Raw genomic sequence first — 20982 nt, 5'->3', positions numbered from 1 at the left:
CCGGCACACATAGCAGCCCTGGCTTTCGACCCAGGGCAACGACGTCAGCCTCCTGTTGTTGGCGCACTTTGCTGCGGGTGTTCCTCTCGACTGCTATGGGTGGCGCGGTCAATTCCCACCGACGGTTAAGCTACGTTCACGCATCAGTACCGAACCCCGCCTGACCCAGCACGCACTACCTGGTTGGGTTGTTTGAGGTGCTTGCGGTAACGCGCAAGCACGGCGTCGGCCTCTCCCGACTCACTGAGCTTCTCCAACGCGTACTGACGCACCGAATACAGCAACCGGTATCCCGCTCGGCCCCTGTTGTTTTCGACGACGACAAATGCCTTGTCCACCAACTCGGCAAACCGGCCGAGTGTCTGGTAGCCCTCGAAGTCCTCGTCATTGGCACCGACCGCCTGGGCGCCGTCAAGGTCGAACCCGCCGGCGAAGACTGCCAACCGGTGCAACAACGCACGCTCAGGTCCACTCAACAGAGCATGCGACCATTGCACCGTGGCACACAGCGTCTGTTCGGGGCGCACCGCGTTGCCCGCAGCACCGGCCACCAGCCGGAATCGGTCATTTAGACCAGCAAGGATCTCCACCGGCGACAAGGTGTCCGTTCGCGCCGCGGCCAGCTCGATCGCCAGTGGCACACCGTCCAAGCGTCGGCAGATTTCCCCGACCGTCACCGCGGTATCGGCATTAATCGCAAAATCCGACCGCACTCGGCGTGCCCGGTCGACAAACAGCTCGATGGCATCGTTGGTCAGCGACAACGGGGGCACCCGCCAGGTCAGCTCGCCCGCCAACCCGATCGCTTCGGTACTTGTCGTCAGGATCGTCAATCTCGGACAGGAACGTAACAGCGAATCAATTATTGCGGCACACGCGTCCAGCAAATGCTCACAATGGTCCAACACCAGCAGCACCCGAGCATCATTGATGACACCGACGAGCGTGTCGATCGCAGACAAACCCGGCTGGACAGGCAAGCCCAAGGCATTCAGCATCGAGATGGACACGCAGTCTCGGTCAGTGACCGTAGCCAAGTCGCAATCCCAACGGCCATAAGTGAATTCGTGTGCAATCTGGGCGCCGATCTGCAGCGCGAGACGGGATTTCCCCATCCCATCCGGACCGGTAAGCGTCACCAGTCGTTTGTCGGACAGGAGCCGCCGCACGTCGTTCAGCTCAGCCTTGCGACCGACAAAGCTCGTCAAGTGGCGGCGAGTGGAATGTTGGACGGAGACGATCTTTGGCATCATGATCGGCCGGAATCCATTGTGGCAGAACGGATAACTGTCTGAGAATTCCTGGACCGTCGCCCTACTGGGCATCCACCGCCGGCATAAGCGAGCCCTCTCACGTCACGACCCCTCGCTTCGCGACGTTGTTATTGAAGACCGATCCTGGCACATAAATGGCACCATAGACCCGCCGCGGATCGCAAAACATCGGCGAATGCGCGTAGAAGTACCAAGTCCACCGCGCAGATATGTGTGCACGGCCGACTGCGCTGGGATACCGACAGCGGTGGGCGGACTGGAGCAACTAGAGTTCGATGAATGCGGACCGAGGACGATAGCTGGGATGTCACCACGAGTGTTGGTTCGACAGGACTATTGGTAGCCGCCGCAAGAGTATTGGAGACGCAGAAGGCCGATCCGCTGGCCATCGATCCCTATGCCGAGGTTTTCTGCCGTGCCGCAGGTGGTGAATGGGCCGACGTATTGGACGGCAAGCTGCCCGATCACTATCTGACAACCGGGGACTTCGGTGAGCATTTCGTCAACTTCCAAGGTGCCCGCACCAGGTATTTCGACGAGTATTTCTCCCGGGCAACGGCCGCCGGCATGAAGCAGGTGGTCATCTTGGCTGCAGGATTGGATTCCCGTGCATTCCGATTGCAATGGCCAATCGGGACAACAATCTTCGAGTTGGATCGACCTCAGGTCCTCGACTTCAAGAACGCGGTGCTCGCCGACTATCACATACGGCCGCGAGCCCAACGTCGGTCGGTTGCTGTCGATCTGCGCGATGAGTGGCAGATAGCCTTGTGTAACAACGGATTTGATGCCAACCGGCCGTCGGCTTGGATCGCCGAGGGCCTGCTGGTCTATCTCTCGGCCGAGGCCCAGCAGCGCCTGTTTATCGGCATCGACACCTTGGCTAGCCCCGGTAGCCACGTTGCTGTCGAGGAAGCAACTCCACTGGACCCTTGCGAATTCGCAGCGAAGCTCGAACGAGAACGCGCCGCGAACGCCCAAGGCGACCCGCGCAGGTTCTTTCAAATGGTCTACAACGAGCGGTGGGCGCGGGCCACGGAATGGTTCGATGAGCGAGGCTGGCGCGCGACCGCTACTCCATTGGCCGAGTATCTGCGCCGCGTCGGCCGAGCGGTGCCCGAAACCGATACCGAAGCTGCGCCAATGGTCACCGCTATAACCTTTGTCAGCGCCGTCAGAACGGGATTAGTGGCCGATCCCGCGCGAACGTCACCGTCCAGCACCTCGATAGGCTTCAAGCGCTTTGAGGCCGACTAGTTGCGCGCACCGCAGCATAGCGTCGCAGGTCGTATTCTTCGGGATGTAGGTTAGCGAGCATGGCGCGGTGTTTGGCCGGTGCAAATGGCCAAACCTCAGGAATACCGTCTTTGTTCAGGTACCAGCTGTCGCAGCCGGTGGTCCAGACGGTGTTCGGCATCGCGGCCCGCAACACCGTGTTATATGCTTCGGTAGCAGCTGACTTCGGTTCCATGGTGTCGAATTCACCATGGCGCCATCGCTTTATCCACTGCACTATGTGTTCAGCCTGAGATTCGGCGACCGCTGTCAGCGGGAAGTTTCCCACTGGGCTGTGTGGCCCCAACATCATAAAGAAGTTCGGAAATCCAGGTATTGCGACGGTTTGATGAGCATGCGGACCGTCTTGCCACACATCGTCGATCCTGATGCCGTCGCGACCGGTCAGCTGCATCGGCCGGAAAAATGCATGAGAGTCAAACCCCGTGGCAAGCACGATGACGTCCACCTCGTGCAACACACCATCATCGGTGACGATGCCCCGATGTTCGACGTGATCGATACCGGCGGTGACTAATTCGACGTCGTCACGCTGAATCGCCCGATAGAATCCGCCGGACATCACTAGCCGTTTGCACATCGGCTCGTAATCAGGCGTCAGTGCCCGACGCAGTCGGGGGTCACGCACCCGACGTAAGCTGGCGCGACACACGGCCCCTACCAGCTTTCGGTGCAAACCTGGATTGCTGAGCGCAACCGCGAACGTTTCGAAGGAAAGGCTATATGCCTTATAGGCCAGCGAACCCAGACACGGAAAAGCGCGGTGGAAAACACGCGCCAGCTTCGAGTATCGAGGGTTAGGCCACGGCAGCACCCATTGTGCGGTGCGCTGGAACATGGTGACTTTACCCGCGACCCCAGCCAGGCCGCAGACGAGTTGTACGCCCGTGGACCCGGTACCGATCACCGCGATTCGGCGTCCCAGCAGCGGAACCGTGTGATCCCAGCGAGCCGAGTGAAACACCGTCCCCCTGAAGTCGTCCAAACCAGCGATCGGCGGTATTCGGGGATGATGTAAAACGCCGGTGGCCGAAATCAAGAAGTCTACTGTCGACTCCGTTCCGGAATCGGTGCGCAACACCCACCGGCCGTCGTCGAATCGGGCGCTGACAACCGTGGCGCCAAACCGAATCCGGTGCCTCAGCCCGTAGCGCTCGGCGATCCCACGCAAGTAATCTTGGATTTCGCCTCCGCGTGAAAACATCTGGGTCCAGTTCGGATTCTTGGCAAAGCTGTACTGATAGAGCCGGGACGGCACATCACATGTCAGACCTGGATAGGTGTTATCGCGCCACGTTCCGCCAACATCGTCGGCCTTTTCATAGATGCAGACATCAGTAATCCCTGCGCTCAGCAACGTAATTGAGACGCACATTCCGGACATACCCGCTCCGACCACGGCAACCGTCGGACATCGCCCGGTCATCGCTCCGACCCCCCAGAACAGCCCAAAATCACCCTCCCACATGCGGTTAAGCAACGCATACTATACAGAGCAGCTACCGAGACAAACACGCGACGCTGTTCTATAGTCGACGCATCTCGCGTTCTAGGCAGGAGTGCTCCAGGAATCGGTAGCGCTTCGGGTAGCGCTGACGCTGCGGTGGGCTGTCGGTCGTGGGCCGCGGTAGCATCCCGCGGGCCGCCGCGAGCGCCCACCGTGCAGCGCCGAAGACAATCTCTTTGGGCGGTAATGAACATCGCTGCGAGAGGCCTGTTTCGAGGATGGGCCAGGTGTCTTCCCCGAACTGTAGTGTGCTTATTGGCTTCGCGGCGCCGCGAAGGTGTTGCGATGACGTGATAGCAGTGGTCAGACACGTATCGTGCTCTTCAACGCAGTTCATAACAGCCTTCCTCCCAACATCGACATCGACCATGCGATCCTGCGGGGCGAAGATCATCCGCCAACATGCGCAAAGTGCGTCGCCAGGGGTCGTATATCTGCGCTAGGATCGCTGGATCTCCGGTACCATTCGCTCCGCTGCTATGCGGCTCCACCAGATGTTGGCCGATGTGAGTTCGTTCCCCCACGCAGACGCGTCCTTATAGCCAACCAGGGATTAGACGTGAGCAGATTGCCGCCGACGGGCACGGTGACATTGCTCTTAGCCGACGTCGAGGAATCGACCCACCTATGGCAAATGTGCCCAGAGGACATGGCGACCGCCATCGCGCACTTGGATCACACTGTGTCGGAAGCTATCACGAATCACGGTGGGGTGCAGCCGGTCAAACGGTACGAGGGTGATAGCTTCGTTGCGGCTTTCACTCGCGCTAGCGATGCCGCTGCATGCGCGCTGGATCTGCAGCGGACCTCGCTCGCGCCGATCCGACTACGTATAGGTCTTCATACAGGCGAGGTACAGTTGCGCGACGAACTCTATGTCGGCCCCACTATCAACCGGACGGCGCGTCTCCGCGATTTGGCACACGGGGGTCAGGTTGTCCTGTCAGCTGCGACAGGTGATTTAGTGACTGGCCGGCTCCCAGCCGATGCATGGCTTGTCGATCTCGGCCGCCACCCGCTGCGCGGTCTACCTCGTCCCGAATGGGTCATGCAGTTGTGCCACCCCGACATTCGCGAAAAGTTTCCCCCACTGCGCACGGCCAAATCCAGCCCGACATCGATTCTCCCGGCGCAGTTCACCACATTTGTGGGCCGCCGTGCGCAAATAAGCTGAGGTGCGGGCACTGTTGGCGCAGAACCGGCTCGTGACGCTATGCGGAACCGGCGGTGTCGGCAAGACCCGTCTGGCAATCCAGATCGCGAGTGCATCCGAACTTCGCGACGGTTTGTGCTTTGTCGATCTGGCCCCGATCACTGAATCCGGGATCGTCGCAGCCACGGCTGCGCGCGCCGTGGGTCTGCCCGATCAGCCGGGCCGTTCAACCATGGATAGTCTTCGCCGATTCATCGGCAATCGCCGCATGCTCATGGTGTTGGACAACTGTGAACATCTTCTCGATGCGTGCGCAGCGTTGGTCGTTGAGCTATTGGGGGCCTGTCCGGAGCTGACGATCTTAGCGACTAGCCGGGAGCCGATCGGGATGGCCGGCGAGATCACCTGGCGCGTACCGTCGATGTCGATAACCGACGAAGCAGTCGAATTGTTTGCTGACCGAGCCAGCCGAGTTCAGCCCGGGTTCACCATCGCCAATCACAACGCCGCGGCCGTCGGCGAGATCTGCCGGCGGCTAGACGGCATACCGCTGGCGATCGAGTTCGCTGCCGCACGGGTGCGGTCGATGTCACCGCTCGAGATTGCCGACGGTCTGGACGACTGTTTCCGGCTGTTGGCCGGCGGTGTGCGGGGCGCGGTGCAGCGCCAGCAGACACTTCGCGCCTCGATCGATTGGTCGCATGCACTGCTGACCGAGACCGAGCAAATCTTGTTTCGGCGACTGGCGCCATTTGTCGGCGGGTTCGACCTCGCCGCGGTGCGGGCGGTCGCCGCCGGTAGCGACCTGGATCCGTTTTCGGTGCTTGATCAGCTGACCCTGCTGGTAGACAAGTCGCTGGTGGTGGCCGACGACTGCCAGGGCCGCACGCGGTACCGGCTGCTGGAAACGGTGCGTCGGTACGCGCTGGAAAAACTGGGCGACTCCGGCGAGGCCGATGTGCACGCACGTCACCGTGACTACTACACGGCGCTGGCCGCCTCACTCAACACTCCTGCGGACAACGATCACCAACGGCTTGTCGCCCGGGCTGAGACCGAGATCGACAACCTGCGCGCCGCGTTCGCCTGGAGCCGGGAAAATGGCCATATCACCGAAGCGTTACAGCTCGCATCTTCGCTGCAACCAATCTGGTTCGGGCGGGCGCACCTGCGCGAGGGGTTGTCCTGGTTCAACTCGATCCTGGAAGACCAAAGGTTCCACCGGCTCGCTGTGTCAACAGCAGTACGGGCGCGAGCGCTCGCTGACAAGGCAATGCTCAGTACCTGGCTGGCCACCAGTCCGGTAGGCGCCACCGACATCATCGCTCCCGCACAACAAGCGCTGGCGATGGCACGTGAGGTGGGCGACCCCGCCGCGTTGGTGCGGGCGCTCACCGCCTGCGGCTGTAGCAGTGGCTACAACGCGGAGGCCGCTGCGCCCTATTTCGCCGAAGCGACCGACCTGGCACGCGCTATTGACGACAAATGGACGCTGTGTCAAATCCTCTACTGGCGGGGGGTGGGGACCTGCATATCAGGTGACCCGAATGCTTTGCGAGCCGCGGCAGAAGAATGCCGCGACCTGGCCGACACCATCGGCGACCGGTTCGTCTCACGTCACTGCAGCTTGTGGCTTAGTTTGGCGCAGATGTGGGCTGGCAATCTGACCGAAGCCCTCGAGCTATCCAGGGAAATCACTGCCGAGGCCGAGGCATCCAACGATGTGCCGACAAAGGTTCTCGGCCTATATACCCAAGCCCAGGTGCTGGCGTATTGCGGCGCCAGCGCGGCCCACGCCATAGCCGGGGCGTGCATTGCAGCCGCGACGGAGTTAGGCGGTGTGTACCAAGGCATTGGTTATGCGGCGATGACGTACGCCGCGCTGGCCGCCGGTGATGTCACGGCAGCGCTCGAGGCCAGCGACGCGGCGCGGCCGATTCTTAGGGCCCAGCCCGACCAGGTGACCATGCACCAGGTCCTGATGGCGCAGTTAGCCCTGGCAGGAGGTGATGCGATCGCCGCACGACAGTTCGCCAACGACGCCGTCGATGCGACCAATGGGTGGCACCGAATGGTGGCGTTGACAATACGCGCGCGCGTAGCCACCGCACGGGGCGAACCAGAACTGGCGCGCGATGATGCTCATGCTGCGCTGGCGTGCGGCGCCGAGCTGCACATCTACCAGGGCATGCCAGATGCCATGGAACTCCTCGCCGGCCTGGCCGGCGAGGTCGGCAGTCACTCCGAAGGTGTCCGCCTTCTCGGTGCCGCAGCCGCCCTTCGGCAACAGACACGTCAGGTCCGCTTCAAGATTTGGGATGCCGGCTACCAGGCCTCGGTGACGGCGCTTCGTGAGGCGATGGGTGATGAGGATTTCGACCGCGCCTGGGCCGAGGGGGCCGCCTTGTCCACCGACGAGGCGATCGCATATGCACAACGCGGTCGCGGTGAACGCAAGCGACCGGCCCGCGGGTGGGGCTCGTTGACCCCGACCGAACGCGACGTCGTGCGGTTGGTCAGCGAGGGGTTATCCAACAAGGACATTGCAAAACGGCTTTTCGTCTCGCCGCGCACTGTGCAAACCCACCTCACCCACGTCTACGCCAAACTTGGCTTGGCCTCCCGAGTACAACTGGTAGACGAGGCGGCACGCCGCGGCTCACCCTCGTGACGATTCTCGCGGCACGCTCATCGCCGGCACCGTGATTGGCACCAGCCGGTAGCGTCGTTGCCGGGGCCAGGTGTGAGAATTCTCGTATGACAGTGGTCCCGGAGAATTTCGTCCCCGGCCTCGACGGCGTGGTGGCCTTTACGACCGAGATCGCCGAGCCGGACAAAGACGGCGGGGCCCTGCGCTACCGTGGCGTCGACATCGAAGACCTGGTAAGTCAGCGGGTCACCTTCGGCGATGTGTGGGCGCTGCTGGTGGACGGCAACTTCGGCAGCGGGCTGCCGCCGGCTGAACCGTTCCCGCTGCCGATTCACTCCGGCGATGTGCGCGTCGACGTCCAGGCCGGCCTGGCGATGCTGGCGCCCATCTGGGGATATGCGCCGCTGCTCGACATCGACGACGCCACCGCCCGCCAACAGCTGGCCCGGGCATCGGTGATGGCGCTGTCCTATGTCGCGCAATCCGCACGGGGCATCTACCAGCCGGCGGTCCCGCAGCGAATCATCGATGAATGCTCGACGGTCACAGCACGTTTCATGACGCGCTGGCAGGGCGAGCCAGACCCCAGACACATCGAGGCCATTGACGCCTACTGGGTGTCGGCCGCCGAGCACGGCATGAACGCTTCGACATTCACCGCGCGTGTGATCGCCTCAACTGGGGCGGATGTGGCAGCAGCGCTGTCGGGCGCAATCGGGGCGATGAGCGGACCGCTGCATGGTGGCGCGCCGGCGCGCGTCCTGCCGATGCTCGACGAGGTCGAACGCGCCGGCGATGCCCGCAGCGTGGTCAAGGGAATCCTGGACCGCGGCGAGAAACTGATGGGGTTCGGGCACCGGGTCTACCGCGCCGAGGACCCGCGGGCGCGGGTGCTGCGGGCGGCCGCCGAGCGGCTGGGCGCCCCCCGCTACGAGGTCGCGGTCGCGGTGGAGCAGGCTGCGCTGTCAGAACTGCGAGAGCGCCGTCCGGATCGGGCGATCGAGACCAATGTCGAATTCTGGGCCGCAGTGGTCCTGGACTTTGCCCGGGTACCGGCCAACATGATGCCAGCAATGTTCACCTGTGGGCGCACTGCCGGCTGGTGTGCCCACATTCTCGAGCAGAAGCGACTCGGCAAGCTGGTCCGCCCGTCGGCCATTTACGTGGGACCGGGCCCGCGCAGCCCGGAATCGGTCGACGGCTGGGAGCGGGTACTCACCACCGCCTGAGGCCGACGGCAAACCAGTTGGCGATCAACCGCTGTCACCGTACGGCCACGTTGTCCGCGACGTAGTGGAAGCCGACCACCGCCGGGCTGTGATCCGACAGTGGCTCACCCTTGGAATTGAAGAATTTCGGCGCCTCGTTGCCGTAGCTGACGGCCTGCAACGTCACTCCCTGGCCGCTTCGATAGAAGATCTTGTCGAGCAGCTCGCACTCGTTGCCGACCATGCAAGTGGGCGCGAACGGCGGTGTGGTGGGGCCGTGTTCTACCTGCACCCAGGCATCGGTGAGCCCGTTGACCTGCGCAAATTGCAACAGAGCGCTTTGGTCGTCGGAGTACCGCGCGTTGAAGTCGCCGGTGACGATGACCGCGCGGCCCGCCGAGTTCTGCTGGATGTAGTTGGCGACCTGCGCGAGGTTGGCGTTGGTGGTCGGCCCTCCACCGGTGTTGGTATGTAAGTTGTAGACGTCGACCGTGTCACCGCCGGGAAGCCGCATCTGGCTGTAGGTGAAGCCCTTCAAGGTGAGGCAGTTGTCGGATGTGCACTCATACCATGTCTGCCGGTCCAGCCGCTGCACCTTGAACTCCGAGAGGGTATTGAGCCCGTCGGAGAAGGGCACACCGATAGGCCACAGCAAGGTAGGCGGCTCCGGCGGGGTCTGGCTGGGCATCTTGGATTTCTTGATGAGGAATTGGTGGTAGGCGAAATCCTCCTGGACGTTCGCGACGTAGTAGGCGTTGAGCCGCTTCCCAATCTCTTTGGTGTAGAAGAACCGGGGCAGAATTGCGCTGGATAGCGGGAAGGGCAGCCCCGCGATGTTGTAGGTGAGCATGCTGAAGTCGCCGCTGATGGTGTCGGTCGGGGTGTTGCCGACGAACACGGTCACGGTGGCGACGTCGTCGTGCCCATGGAACGGACCCAGGTATCCCGCCAGACCGTGCACGTGCAGGCTGGTGTCATCGCTGACGTTCACACTGAAGGTATCGGTGCCAACGAAACCCGGATCGGCTGTGTAGATGAAGCTGGCCGTTCGTTGGTCGACGGTCACGATGCCATGCTGGGGTCCACCGGGTGCACCGCGCTCGCGCACCGCGAAGGTCATCCGGTTGCCATCGGGGTCGCAGGCGTCAAACCGGACCGGACCGACGGTGCCCCCCTCAGGGACGCTGACTTGTTGCGGATTCGCTACCGGAGTGCGGTTTTCGATGATGGGCACCAACCCGTTGCGTACCGCGGCCAGAAAGTCGATCAGGGCATTGAGCAAGTCATCGGGGATGCTTCCGGGGTCTACCTGTCGCACGCCGACCTGTGGCACACTGGCGCCCGGTATCGCAGCCAACGAACTGGCGGACCCACCCAACGGCGAGCACGCGTCGACCGGCGAATCGGTGCTCGAGGAGCTCGGATCCGTCGGCGCGGCAGAGCCGATCGCGTGGGTAGTCACCGCCGCCCCCACCCCCAGGACAACGGCTAACGCCCCAACCTGGCCGATGCGTTTGGCGTAATCCATCGATTCTCCTTGTGCGCCCAGCAGGTTCACCGCGTGAACGGTTCGTAGCACTGATACGTATGCTTGTCAGCGAGCAGATCAAGTCCAGTCCGACCAATGCCAGGAGATCATCGGCTAGGCTCACGGTTTCGCCTGGGACGAGACGGTATTGAGTTCTGGCGTTGGACGGTCCGTGGCGTGGTGGGAAGTCTGACGCGGCATCAGAACGGTTGTCAATACCAGTCTTTGGGGGATATGGCCTATTTGGTGTCGTCGGGCCGCTCCACCGGATCCCTTTTCGAACGTTGCGCAAGCGCGGTCCAGTTACGGCCTGTTCACTGCGCGCTGGCGTAGCTGCGCGGCCTCGATCGGTTTGAACGTCATCGCAATTCCCGCAGTGGGTGAGTACCTGACGCTCCTGTGGTTTTCCTCAGGTGAGGGCATCAAAGTTAGCGGGACGGTGGTGTGTCTCGACGCTCTGCACGACCTCGGCGTTGTTCGTCCGGGAATATTGGGTTAGGCCGCGCAACGTGCAATCAATGGGAATCGGGATGTTGCCAACGTTGCCGGCGAGCCGCACGCGAACCTATTGTGCACATGGGTGAGTAATGAGCGAACGCGCCATTGAATTCACCTACTAGCCAGGTAGAGCCGGTACAGCTGTCCGCGCGAGCGATCCAACATGTCGGCGGCAGAGCCTTCCTGGATATACATCGGCTCATGTAGCTGGCTGATATTGTAGCGATCCTGGTGAGCGCATTGAGATGACAGATGTTGTTGTCGTCTCGTCGGGTTCGGTCGCGGCCTGAAGTCGACTGCTCGCTTGTCGACAGTCTTTTGCTAGTGCGAATGGGAGGCAGGTTTCGCAGCGCGACCCGTACCGACAATCGCGCTTCGCTGGGCGTGTGCAGCTGGCGTTGCCGGGGGCGGTTGGCCTAGCCGCCAAGGCGCCACATACCGGCGCTTGAGCGGGTGGCGCGGACATGGTCGGCATGGGTTGCGTGCAGAAAGTTTCAACTTGCGCTGTAACGGAAGAGCATTCGTGTCGAGACCGAAAAGTGCGCTTGTCGACACAAAGCAGCAATCACGTTGTGACGGAAAAGTATTCATTGAACACACCTGCGGTTGAGATTCGGCTTGCTGGCCACACCGCTGGGCGGTGGCCACGTGTCCGGCGATTGAATGACGGCACCGCGATGATTTTCCATCGCGCCGGGAGTCAATATCCGTGAGCCTGTCCGGGCCCCGGATTGGCCGAGCACACCAACAACAAGGAGACACCATGGCGATCAACGTCGAACCCGCTCTGTCACCACACCTTGTCGTCGACGACGCTGCCTCGGCGATCGACTTCTACGTCAAGGCCTTTGACGCCGTCGAACTGGGGCGCGTCCCCGGTCCCGATGGCAAACTGATCCACGCCGCACTACGCATCAACGGCTTTACGGTGATGCTCAACGACGACGTCCCGCAGATGTGCGGCGGCAAGTCGATGACGCCCACCTCGCTGGGCGGAACACCGGTCACCATTCATTTGACCGTCACCGATGTCGACGCCAAGTTCCAGCGTGCCCTGAACGCGGGCGCCACGGTGGTGACCGCCTTGGAGGACCAGCTCTGGGGAGACCGCTACGGGGTGGTCGCCGACCCGTTCGGCCACCACTGGTCGCTGGGCCAGCCGGTGCGCGAGGTCAACATGGATGAGATCCAAGCCGCCATGTCATCACAAGGGGACGGTTAGCACGATCGGCTGCCCCAGGTCACGCAGCCGGGCCAGCACGCGCCGCCGAAGCGGTTCCTTAGGCGCGCTGGTTGCTGCCGCGAGCATCTCGGCGACGTCGGTGAACTTGTTGCGGACCCGGCCGTCGGCGCTGCCGCGCGCAATCTCGGCCGCGTCGATGGCCCGCCATCCCGCACAGCCGATGGCTTGGGGCTGGCGGGCCTGCACCAGCTGATCCAGCGCCGTCGGTGTAGCCACCGGATCGGTCAGCCGGCCGTCGTTGAAGTCGGCCACCAACGCCTGAACGGTCTGCATAGAGCAGGACTTGTTCGTGCCGATGAACCCGGTGGGCCCGCGCTTGATCCAACCCGCGACGTATGCGCCGGGCACCGGCTCGCCGGTGCCCGGGTCGATGACCCGTCCACCATCGTTGGGCACGAGCGCGGCCTGCTCGTCGAACGGCAGGTCGGGAATCGGCTTGCCGCGGTAGCCAATCGACGTCAGCACCAGGCCAGCATCCAGTTGGCGCAGCTCGTCGGTTCCGGTGACCGAGAACTGAACTCCGCCGGCCCGCCGCTGGCCGAGGACGCGCCGCGGCGTGAGCCGATAGGCCAGCCGGATCCGCGGGCGCCCGACTCGTCGCGCAGGCGCCGACCCGTCCCCCAGCGTGCTCAAGATCTCCAGCTTGTTCCTGGTCAACGGATCGGCAACGATTGCCAGATCATCGAGTACTCGCTGATGATCTCCCGGGTCAAGCACGACGTCGGCTCCGGCCGTGAGCCCGATCAGCTCGGGCAGGGTGAACGCCGAATGGGCAGGACCGCGGCGGGCGGCGACCACCACCTCACGGACCGCCGAGTTGCGTAACGCGGACAACGCGTGGTCGGCGATGTCGGTGGCGGCCAGCTCGTGCGGATCGGCCGCAAGCACGCGCGCCACGTCGAGCGCGACATTCCCGTTGCCGATGATCACCACGCGTTCGTGACTGAGATCGACTGGCAGATCGTTGAAGTCGGGATGTCCGTTGAGCCACGCGACCAGCTCCGTGGCGGTACCGGTGCCCGGCAGTCCCATCCCGTCAATCGTCAGCCGGCGGTCGTCGGGCGCTCCGACCGCGTACAGCACGGCGTGATGGTGGGCCAATAGCTCGGCATGGCCTAGATGCTTGCCGATCTCGACGTTGAGATAGAACCGGAAGCGGCGATGACCGGCGATCCGGTCAAATAGTCGCGTGACCCGCTTGGTGTTCTGGTGATCCGGCGCCACCCCGGAGCGCACCAGCCCGTAGGGTGTCGGCAGCTTCTCAAAGACGTTGACCTGCACTCCCTGCTGGACCAGCAGCTCATCGGCGGCATACATCGCCGCGGGCCCGGACCCGACGACGGCTACCGTCAGCGGCTGCCGGCGCACACGCACCTCGGCGGCCGGAGTCACCGGAGCCAGCTTCGACGTCGGCGCTAGCTTCACGCCGGCGGGCCGCTTCGGGTAATACGACGCATTGATTTCGACGAACGGCAGCTGCTCGAAGTCCAACCGGGTGTTCGGCGCGATCGCGCTGACCGGGCAGGCGGTTACGCAGGCACCACAGTCCACGCAGGCCACCGGATCGATATAGAGCATTTCCGAGGTCGCGAAGCCCGGCTCGTCCGGCGTCGGGTGGATGCAGTTCACCGGACATGCGAAGACGCAGGACGCGTCGTTGCAGCACGACTGAGTAATTACGTGCGGCATGCGTGCACTCGTAGCAAGCTATGCGGCCGGCGCGGCAGCCAAGTGCTGACGCTGCGGCTCGCTGCGGTAGCGCGACGGCTTGCCGTCGATCTTGCAGAGTCGCCACACTAGCCGAGCGATCGGGTTCATCAATCCGGTATCGTGGGCCAGCATGCGGGCGTCGGCAAACATGTCGCACAACCACTTTCGCGACTCCGGCGAGCCGAAGAACAACTCCTTCTTGACCTCGCGCGGGATGTCGAATTCCTCCCAGAATGCCTTGGGCGGCACCACGATCGCGTTGCACAACGACCGCATCGTCAGGGGGAAGTAGAGCGAGATCCAGAACCGCTGCATCCGGGTCAGGCGCGGCAGCCGCTTACGCAAGTACTCGTGGGCGAACGAGATGTGCCGCGCTTCCTCGGCCACGTGAATGGACATCACTCGTTCCATGATCGGATGCAGCGACTTGCCTTCGCGCAACACGTTCTTTTGCGTGTGGTCGATGGGCTCCTCCCCAGCGAGCACGCCGATGAAGAAGGCCACCGGCAATGGTCCGGCCACCAGCGGAACCAGCGGTGAAACCCACCGCAGCCGCCGTGGCAGCCCCGGAACGTCCGCGCCGACACGGTTGACCATCTCCTGGAACATCATGGTGTGGTTGCACTCTTCGACCGATTCGTGCAGGCAATACCGGTATTCCGGTGAGCCGTTGGGCATCCAGAACGTGTAGTTCATCAGGCCGCGAATCAGGATGGATTCGAAGTGCAGCCCGACCTTGGCCACGTTGGCCTGGCGCCACATCCCGATCTCGATCTGGCGTTCCCGCGACTGCGCCTGGTACCAGGGGTGGCGGCCCAACGGATCGGTCGCCGGGAGGATCCACCGGGGATCGTTGTCCGTGACGGCGAACTCCGGCGACTCCCAGTCGATATCGGTGTACGGGTTGAAATTCCGCCGCACAGACCCCTCGGACAGTGTGGCCAGCATTTCCACGTACTCGGCGTCGTCGGCCACGTCCATGTTGCGGCGCCACCGCCGAACTATGCGCGTCCTGTCCATTCGAAGCCTCCCCACCGAGGTGTGCGTCCGCACGGGTATCGAACACGGTACCGCTGGTACCGGGAATTATCCAGACCCTTGGCGACACTATGACCCAGCCACCAGCCAGGGCTTGCATGTGAGCTTGTTCACACTACGCGCCTGTGCCGGCAGGCTTTCGTTCCGCTCGAGTCGCCGCGGTTCGGTACCCCTCACTACCCTGATGGCATGGCCGACCAGCTCACCCCCCACCTGGAAATTCCCACCGCCATCAAACCCCGCGACGGCCGCTTTGGGTCGGGCCCGTCGAAGGTCCGGCTTGAGCAACTGCAAACGCTGACCACCACCGCAGCGGCATTGTTCGGCACGTCGCACCGACAGGCGCCGGTCAAGAATCTGGTGGGCAGGGTTCGGTCAGGCCTGGCCGAGCTGTTCTCGTTGCCGGACGGCTATGAGGTGATACTGGGCAATGGTGGTGCCACGGCGTTCTGGGATGCGGCCGCCTTCGGGCTGATTGACAAACGCTCACTGCACTTGACTTACGGCGAGTTCAGCGCGAAGTTCGCTTCCGCCGTTTCCAAGAACCCGTTCGTCGGCGAGCCGATCATCATCACGTCGGATCCCGGCAGTGCTCCGGAGCCGCAAACCGACCCGTCAGTCGATGTGATCGCCTGGGCCCACAACGAGACCTCGACCGGGGTCGCGGTTGCGGTGCGCCGTCCGGAGGGCTCCGATGACGCCTTGGTCGTCATCGACGCCACCTCCGGTGCTGGCGGCCTACCGGTCGACATCGCCGAGACCGACGCCTACTACTTCGCACCGCAGAAGAACTTCGCCAGCGACGGCGGCCTGTGGCTGGCCATCATGAGCCCGGCCGCCCTGAGCCGGATCGAGGCCATCGCCGCGACCGGTCGCTGGGTTCCTGATTTCCTGTCCCTGCCGATCGCGGTCGAGAACAGCTTGAAGAACCAGACATACAACACACCGGCCATCGCCACGCTGGCGCTGCTGGCCGAACAGATCGACTGGCTGGTGGGTAACGGTGGCTTGGACTGGGCGGTCAAACGCACCGCGGACTCGTCGCAGCGGTTGTACTCGTGGGCGCAAGAGCGGCCCTACACCACGCCATTTGTCACCGACCCCGGGTTGCGGTCGCAGGTGGTGGGCACGATCGACTTCGTCGACGACGTCGACGCCGGGACCGTCGCGAAGATCCTGCGGGCTAACGGCATCGTCGACACCGAGCCGTATCGCAAACTGGGCCGAAACCAGCTGCGGGTCGCGATGTTCCCCGCGGTCGAGCCGGACGACGTCAGCGCCCTCACCGAGTGCGTCGACTGGGTGGTCGAGCGGCTTTAGCGCTGCCTTAGTGCGGCTGTGACCGGGCATTCCGGTCACCAGCGCCATGCCGGCAAGACACCTCCGCGTGTCAACGAGGCTAACGGCGTTTACCGCACTAGAGTGCGCACGTAACAGGTCCGGCGTTGTCCTGCCCGGAGCCTGCGAGGAGAAGCCATGCGGGAACTCAAAGTCGTTGGGCTCGATGCCGACGGCAAAAACATCATCTGCCAGGGTGCCATCCCGTCCGAACAGTTCAAGCTGCCGGTCGACGACCGACTGCGGGCGGCGCTACGGGACGACTCCGTCCAGCCGGAGCAAGCCCAGCTGGACATCGAGGTCACCAACGTGCTGAGCCCCAAGGAGATTCAGGCCCGAATTCGGGCCGGCGCGTCTGTCGAACAGGTCGCTGCGGCATCGGGCTCCGACATCGCCCGTATCCGCCGGTTTGCCCACCCGGTACTGTTGGAACGCTCGCGCGCGGCCGAGCTGGCAACCGCGGCGCACCCGGTCCTGGCCGACGGCCCGGCGGTGCTGACCATGCAGGAGACCGTCGCCGCGGCCCTGGTGGCACGCGGCCTTAACCCCGACAGCCTCACCTGGGACGCGTGGCGCAACGAGGACAGTCGCTGGACGGTGCAGCTTGCCTGGAAGGCTGGCCGCTCCGACAACCTGGCGCATTTCCGCTTCACCCCCGGCGCCCACGGCGGAACCGCCACCGCGATCGACGACACGGCCCATGAGCTGATCAACCCCACCTTCAATCGCCCGCTACGGCCGTTGGCGCCGGTCGCCCATCTCGACTTCGATGAGCCCGAGCCCGCACAGCCGACGCTCACGGTGCCGTCCGCACAGCCGGTCAGCAACCGACGAGGCAAACCCGCCATACCTGCCTGGGAAGATGTGCTGCTCGGGGTGCGCTCAGGCGGGCGTCGCTAGCCGTCCCCCAACGTCAAGGCGAGCAGCGCCAACCACGCGCCCGCCACGCCCACTGCCGCGCCAAGCACGAACCAGCGCAGCACTGGGGTGCGGCGCCAGCCCCACAGCGTAGGGGCCAACCCGCTGACCGCCACAATGTTGAGACCGACGGCCAACAGCGGATGCACGCGGATCAGGCCGAGGCTCAGCACCACGACCGCAACCGCGATGACTGCGGCGACGAAGCCGGCGACCGCCAAACCCGTTGCCCAGGGCACGGCTTGGTCGCGCTGATCGTTCACGTGCCGGGCCCAATGTGATGGCCCGACCTAGTCCGCTCGTAGAAAGCCAATGCGGCCGCCGTCGCGACGTTGAGGGAGTCGGTCCCTCGGGACATCGGAATGCGCACCCGCACATCGCTAATCCGCAGTGCGGCCGCCGTTAGGCCCGGGCCCTCCGCGCCCACCAGTAGCGCAATCCGTTCGTGCGACACCGCGGCGATGGCCTCCGGTAGTTTGCACGCGTTGCCGTGTGGGGTCATCGCCAACAGTCGAAAGCCGCTCTCTTTCAACGTCATAAGTTCGGTGGGCCAGTCGGCCGCGCGTGCATATGGCACCAATAACGCGTGTCCCATGGATACCCGGACCGCACGACGGTAGAGCGGATCAGCGCAGCCGGTGCCGAACACTACCGCGTCCACGCTCAGCCCTGCCGCGTTGCGGAAGATCGAGCCCAGGTTCTCATGGTCGTTAACGCCTTCCAACACTGCGACGGTGCGCGCCCCGGCGACCACCTGAGCAACGCTCGGCTCCGGCACCCGGCGCGCGGCTGCCAACACCCCACGATTGAGATGGAAGCCGATCACCCGTGCCATGACATCAGCCGACGCTCGATAGTACGGCGCGCCGACACCGGCCAGATCATCCTTGAGCTCGGCCAGCCGGCGGTCGGTGCCGAACAGCGCCAGCGGCGTGAACCGTGAGGCCAGCATGCGCTGCACCACCAGCACACCCTCGGCGATCACCAACGCCTTGCCGGTCGGCAGATCGGGACGACGGTCGATGCTGTTCAGGTCACGGAAATCGTCGAGCCGTGGGTCGTCGGGATCGCAGACGTCCTGAACATCGAGGCCGTCGGGGTGCTGGGCACAACGGCCTTCGGTCACGGGCTTTCGTCGACCAGAGCCAGCATCAGATCGGCGGCGCTGCGCAGGATGTCACGCTCGCTGCGGTTCAGCGTCGCGAGCCGCTCAGCCAGCCACTCCTGCCGGGCCCGCCGTGCCGCCTTGACCAATTCGGCGCCCGATTCCGACACCGAGACCAGCACCTGCCGACCGTCGATGGGGTGTGGGGCGCGGTCTACAAAACCCATGTCGGCCAATGAGGCGATCACCCTGGTCATCGACGGTGGCCGGACCCGTTCACGAATCGCCAACGCACCCGGGGTCATCGCGCCCTCATTGGCCAGCGTCGTCAACGCTGAGAGCTGGGACAGCGAGACCGGCGATGACGGGTTCCGAAACCGCAGTTGGCGGGAGAGCCGCATGACCGCCAATGACAAGTCGCTGGCCAGCCGCGCATCGCTGTCAAGCACAGCTGAGGTTACAACGGAAGTTCAGACTAGGGCATCTGAAACGGCGAACGACGATTTCGGTTCCACCCATTGCCGGCCGACGACCCACCAGCAGGTGGTGGTACCTCCCGCTGGTGCGGAAGCCACCCACCCCGGGCCGTTCGCCGACGCATCATCGCCGCGCTATGTTGACTCGGGATGAGCGTCGAAAATAGTCAGATTCGCGAGCCGCCACCGCTACCACCCGTGCTGCTCGAGGTGTGGCCGGTGATCGCGGTCGGCGCGCTCGCCTGGCTGGTCGCCGCGGTGGCCGCATTCGTCGTGCCTGGCCTCGCAAGTTGGCGTCCGGTGACAGTGGCCGGGCTGGCAACAGGGTTGCTCGGCACGACCATCTTCGTCTGGCAGCTCGCCGCTGCCCGCCGTGGCGCACGCGGCGCACAAGCCGGACTCGAAACCTATCTCGACCCGAAATAGCCACGGCCGGTTGCCTGCCCGGGTGTTCAACGTCGACACCTAAACCACTGCGACACCCGGCTTCCCGGAACCCGGCTGTCGGGGTTGGCGACAGGATTTCGATGAAAACCCCGACAATGTGCCGCGATTGGACATACCGTCGTTTGCCAAGGTGCTCAAGTTGTCGAGCGATCGCGCCACTGTAGTCGACCGAGGCCCGCCGGCGCGGATCGCGGCAGCCGGGTCCCGCCGTCGTGGTGGCTAGGCCGGGGGTGGCCAGCTGAGAAGGGATGGCGTGATGAATTTCATGGTGCTGCCGCCGGAGGTTAATTCGGCGCGGATCTACGCCGGTGCGGGGCCGGCCCCGATGCTGGCGGCGGCGGTGGCCTGGGATGGGCTGGCCGCCGAGCTGGGGATGGCAGCGGCCTCGTTTTCGTTGCTGATCTCAGGCCTAACGGCTGGGCCGGGTTCGGCGTGGCAGGGTCCGGCGGCGGCCGCGATGGCGGCCGCGGCCGCACCGTATCTGAGTTGGCTGAACGCGGCGACGGCACGCGCTGAGGGGGCGGCTGCCGGGGCCAAGGCTGCGGCCGCAGTATATGAGGCCGCGCGGGCAGCGACCGCACATCCAGCATTGGTGGCGGCCAATCGCAACCAGTTGCTGTCGTTGGTGCTCTCGAATCTGTTTGGGCAGAATTTGCCAGCGATCGCAGCGACCGAGGCGTCCTATGAGCAGTTGTGGGCACAGGATGTGGCGGCGATGGTGGGTTATCACGGTGGAGCCTCGACGGTGGCTTCGCAGTTGACCCCGTGGCAGCAGCTGCTGAGTGTCTTGCCGCCCGTGGTGACCGCCGCGCCGGCCGGTGCGGTGGGGGTCCCAGCAGCGCTCGCGATCCCGGCCCTGGGCGTCGAGAACATCGGCGTGGGGAACTTCTTGGGCATCGGCAACATCGGCAACAACAACGTGGGCAGCGGCAACACCGGCGACTACAACTTCGGCATCGGGAATATCGGCAACGCCAACCTCGGCAACGGCAACATCGGCAATGCAAACCTGGGCAGCGGAAACGCCGGCTTCTTCAACTTCGGCAACGGAAACGACGGCAACACCAACTTCGGCAGCGGAAATGCCGGCTTCCTCAACATCGGCAGTGGAAACGAAGGTTCTGGAAACCTCGGCTTCGGAAACGCCGGCGACGACAACACGGGATGGGGTAATTCGGGCGACACCAACACGGGCGGCTTCAACTCGGGGGACCTGAACACCGGCATCGGCAGCCCGGTCACTCAAGGCGTCGCGAACTCGGGTTTCGGCAACACGGGCACCGGTCACTCGGGCTTCTTTAACTCCGGCAATAGTGGCTCCGGCTTCCAGAACTTGGGCAACGGCAGCTCCGGCTTCGGAAACGCGAGCGACACTAGCTCCGGCTTCCAGAATGCAGGCACCGCGTTAACTCGGGCTTCTTCAACGTGGGCAGATTCACCTCGGGCTTGGCCAATACGGGCACCCTCCAGACTTCAGGTGTGGCGAACTCGGGCGACAACAGCTCGGGAGTGTTCAATACGGGTGATAATCAGTCGGGTTTCTTCGACTGGTGCCCCCCCCAAAAAAAGTAGGGAACAGCGGGTGAGAGAAAA

14 protein-coding genes and 2 pseudogenes are annotated in these 20982 nt (G+C 63.9%); 8 read left to right on the top strand and 8 right to left on the bottom strand.

All coding sequences use genetic code 11. The features are described from left to right. Window positions 1-143: 143 nt before the first annotated feature. Window positions 144-1325 carry an ATP-binding protein gene (locus FF952_RS04730; protein WP_003404660.1) on the bottom strand — a complete coding sequence of 394 codons (1182 nt, stop codon included), beginning with the start codon at window positions 1323-1325 and terminating at the stop codon, window positions 144-146. A 228-nt stretch (window positions 1326-1553) separates the two neighbouring features. On the opposite strand from FF952_RS04730, the gene FF952_RS04725 reads away from it, so the two are divergent. Beyond that, the gene (locus FF952_RS04725) at window positions 1554-2531 is read left to right on the top strand and encodes a class I SAM-dependent methyltransferase (RefSeq protein WP_015631226.1); all 978 of its coding nucleotides are present in this window, start codon (window positions 1554-1556) and stop codon (window positions 2529-2531) included. Here FF952_RS04725 and FF952_RS04720 read toward each other — a convergent pair. Continuing rightward, window positions 2509-3996 carry a flavin-containing monooxygenase gene (locus FF952_RS04720; RefSeq protein WP_031656771.1) on the bottom strand — a complete coding sequence of 496 codons (1488 nt, stop codon included), beginning with the start codon at window positions 3994-3996 and terminating at the stop codon, window positions 2509-2511. The two genes, FF952_RS04725 and FF952_RS04720, sit on opposite strands and share 23 nt — an antisense overlap. Before the next feature lie 640 nt (window positions 3997-4636). Here FF952_RS04720 and FF952_RS04715 point away from each other — a divergent pair. Further along, window positions 4637-7901 (top strand): annotated as a pseudogene (locus FF952_RS04715) (LuxR C-terminal-related transcriptional regulator). Between the two features lie 86 nt (window positions 7902-7987). Continuing rightward, the gene (locus FF952_RS04710) at window positions 7988-9109 is read left to right on the top strand and encodes a citrate synthase 2 (RefSeq protein ID WP_003898633.1); all 1122 of its coding nucleotides are present in this window, start codon (window positions 7988-7990) and stop codon (window positions 9107-9109) included. Window positions 9110-9143: 34 nt separating this feature from the next. Here FF952_RS04710 and spmT read toward each other — a convergent pair whose 3' ends face one another. Continuing rightward, window positions 9144-10616 (bottom strand): sphingomyelinase, encoded by a 1473-nt coding sequence (spmT, locus tag FF952_RS04705; protein ID WP_003901038.1) that lies wholly within the window; start codon window positions 10614-10616, stop codon window positions 9144-9146. A 1261-nt stretch (window positions 10617-11877) separates the two neighbouring features. On the opposite strand from spmT, the gene FF952_RS04700 reads away from it, so the two are divergent. Beyond that, on the top strand, window positions 11878-12336 hold the full coding sequence (locus FF952_RS04700) for a VOC family protein (protein WP_003404633.1): 459 nt from the start codon (window positions 11878-11880) through the stop codon (window positions 12334-12336). On the opposite strand, the gene FF952_RS04695 is transcribed toward FF952_RS04700, so the two are convergent. Together FF952_RS04695 and FF952_RS04690 are read right to left on the bottom strand one after the other, a co-directional pair. Further along, complete coding sequence (locus FF952_RS04695) at window positions 12319-14046, bottom strand: FAD-dependent oxidoreductase (RefSeq protein ID WP_003404631.1); 1728 nt, start codon at window positions 14044-14046, stop codon at window positions 12319-12321. The two genes, FF952_RS04700 and FF952_RS04695, sit on opposite strands and share 18 nt — an antisense overlap. Before the next feature lie 18 nt (window positions 14047-14064). Continuing rightward, window positions 14065-15087: an AurF N-oxygenase family protein gene (locus FF952_RS04690; protein ID WP_003404627.1), complete on the bottom strand. Its 1023-nt coding sequence runs from the start codon at window positions 15085-15087 to the stop codon at window positions 14065-14067. Between the two features lie 207 nt (window positions 15088-15294). Between FF952_RS04690 and serC the strand changes: the two genes are divergently transcribed. Further along, window positions 15295-16425 (top strand): phosphoserine transaminase, encoded by a 1131-nt coding sequence (gene serC, locus FF952_RS04685; protein WP_003404623.1) that lies wholly within the window; start codon window positions 15295-15297, stop codon window positions 16423-16425. 156 nt (window positions 16426-16581) lie between these two features. Continuing rightward, window positions 16582-17343, top strand: coding sequence for a septation protein SepH (sepH, locus tag FF952_RS04680; RefSeq protein ID WP_003404617.1), 762 nt, complete (start codon window positions 16582-16584; stop codon window positions 17341-17343). Here sepH and FF952_RS04675 read toward each other — a convergent pair. From FF952_RS04675 to FF952_RS04665, 3 genes are read right to left on the bottom strand one after another with little or no spacing between them, the layout of a single operon-like run. Further along, window positions 17340-17624: a DUF2537 domain-containing protein gene (locus FF952_RS04675; RefSeq protein WP_003404614.1), complete on the bottom strand. Its 285-nt coding sequence runs from the start codon at window positions 17622-17624 to the stop codon at window positions 17340-17342. The two genes, sepH and FF952_RS04675, sit on opposite strands and share 4 nt — an antisense overlap. Then, window positions 17621-18487 carry a TrmH family RNA methyltransferase gene (locus FF952_RS04670; protein WP_003404610.1) on the bottom strand — a complete coding sequence of 289 codons (867 nt, stop codon included), beginning with the start codon at window positions 18485-18487 and terminating at the stop codon, window positions 17621-17623. Before FF952_RS04670 ends, FF952_RS04675 begins: the two co-directional genes overlap by 4 nt. Next, on the bottom strand, window positions 18484-18915 hold the full coding sequence (locus FF952_RS04665; protein WP_003404606.1) for an Rv0880 family HTH-type transcriptional regulator: 432 nt from the start codon (window positions 18913-18915) through the stop codon (window positions 18484-18486). Before FF952_RS04665 ends, FF952_RS04670 begins: the two co-directional genes overlap by 4 nt. 177 nt (window positions 18916-19092) lie before the next feature. On the opposite strand from FF952_RS04665, the gene FF952_RS04660 reads away from it, so the two are divergent. After that, on the top strand, window positions 19093-19368 hold the full coding sequence (locus FF952_RS04660) for a DUF2530 domain-containing protein (RefSeq protein WP_003404603.1): 276 nt from the start codon (window positions 19093-19095) through the stop codon (window positions 19366-19368). A 277-nt stretch (window positions 19369-19645) separates the two neighbouring features. Beyond that, window positions 19646-20975, top strand: a pseudogene (locus FF952_RS04655) (PPE family protein). The last annotated feature ends 7 nt before the right edge of the window (window positions 20976-20982 follow it).

Origin of the sequence: Mycobacterium tuberculosis complex sp. N0072 (assembly GCF_030323725.1) — a bacterium.
GTDB lineage: Bacteria > Actinomycetota > Actinomycetes > Mycobacteriales > Mycobacteriaceae > Mycobacterium > Mycobacterium tuberculosis.
Note: the sequence above shows the minus strand (reverse complement) of the source record. Positions and strands in the feature narration are given on the sequence as shown.

Bases quoted from the DNA above. Each gene is read 5' to 3' on its own strand.
- FF952_RS04725 (WP_015631226.1), top strand. From the start codon at position 1,554: ATGCGGACCGAGGACGATAGCTGGGATGTCACCACGAGTGTTGGTTCG.
- FF952_RS04660 (WP_003404603.1), top strand. From the start codon at position 19,093: ATGAGCGTCGAAAATAGTCAGATTCGCGAGCCGCCACCGCTACCACCC.
- FF952_RS04700 (WP_003404633.1), top strand. From the start codon at position 11,878: ATGGCGATCAACGTCGAACCCGCTCTGTCACCACACCTTGTCGTCGAC.
- FF952_RS04690 (WP_003404627.1), bottom strand. From the start codon at position 15,087: ATGGACAGGACGCGCATAGTTCGGCGGTGGCGCCGCAACATGGACGTG.
- FF952_RS04730 (WP_003404660.1), bottom strand. From the start codon at position 1,325: ATGCCCAGTAGGGCGACGGTCCAGGAATTCTCAGACAGTTATCCGTTC.
- spmT (WP_003901038.1), bottom strand. From the start codon at position 10,616: ATGGATTACGCCAAACGCATCGGCCAGGTTGGGGCGTTAGCCGTTGTC.
- FF952_RS04720 (WP_031656771.1), bottom strand. From the start codon at position 3,996: ATGACCGGGCGATGTCCGACGGTTGCCGTGGTCGGAGCGGGTATGTCC.
- serC (WP_003404623.1), top strand. From the start codon at position 15,295: ATGGCCGACCAGCTCACCCCCCACCTGGAAATTCCCACCGCCATCAAA.
- FF952_RS04695 (WP_003404631.1), bottom strand. From the start codon at position 14,046: ATGCCGCACGTAATTACTCAGTCGTGCTGCAACGACGCGTCCTGCGTC.
- sepH (WP_003404617.1), top strand. From the start codon at position 16,582: ATGCGGGAACTCAAAGTCGTTGGGCTCGATGCCGACGGCAAAAACATC.
- FF952_RS04710 (WP_003898633.1), top strand. From the start codon at position 7,988: ATGACAGTGGTCCCGGAGAATTTCGTCCCCGGCCTCGACGGCGTGGTG.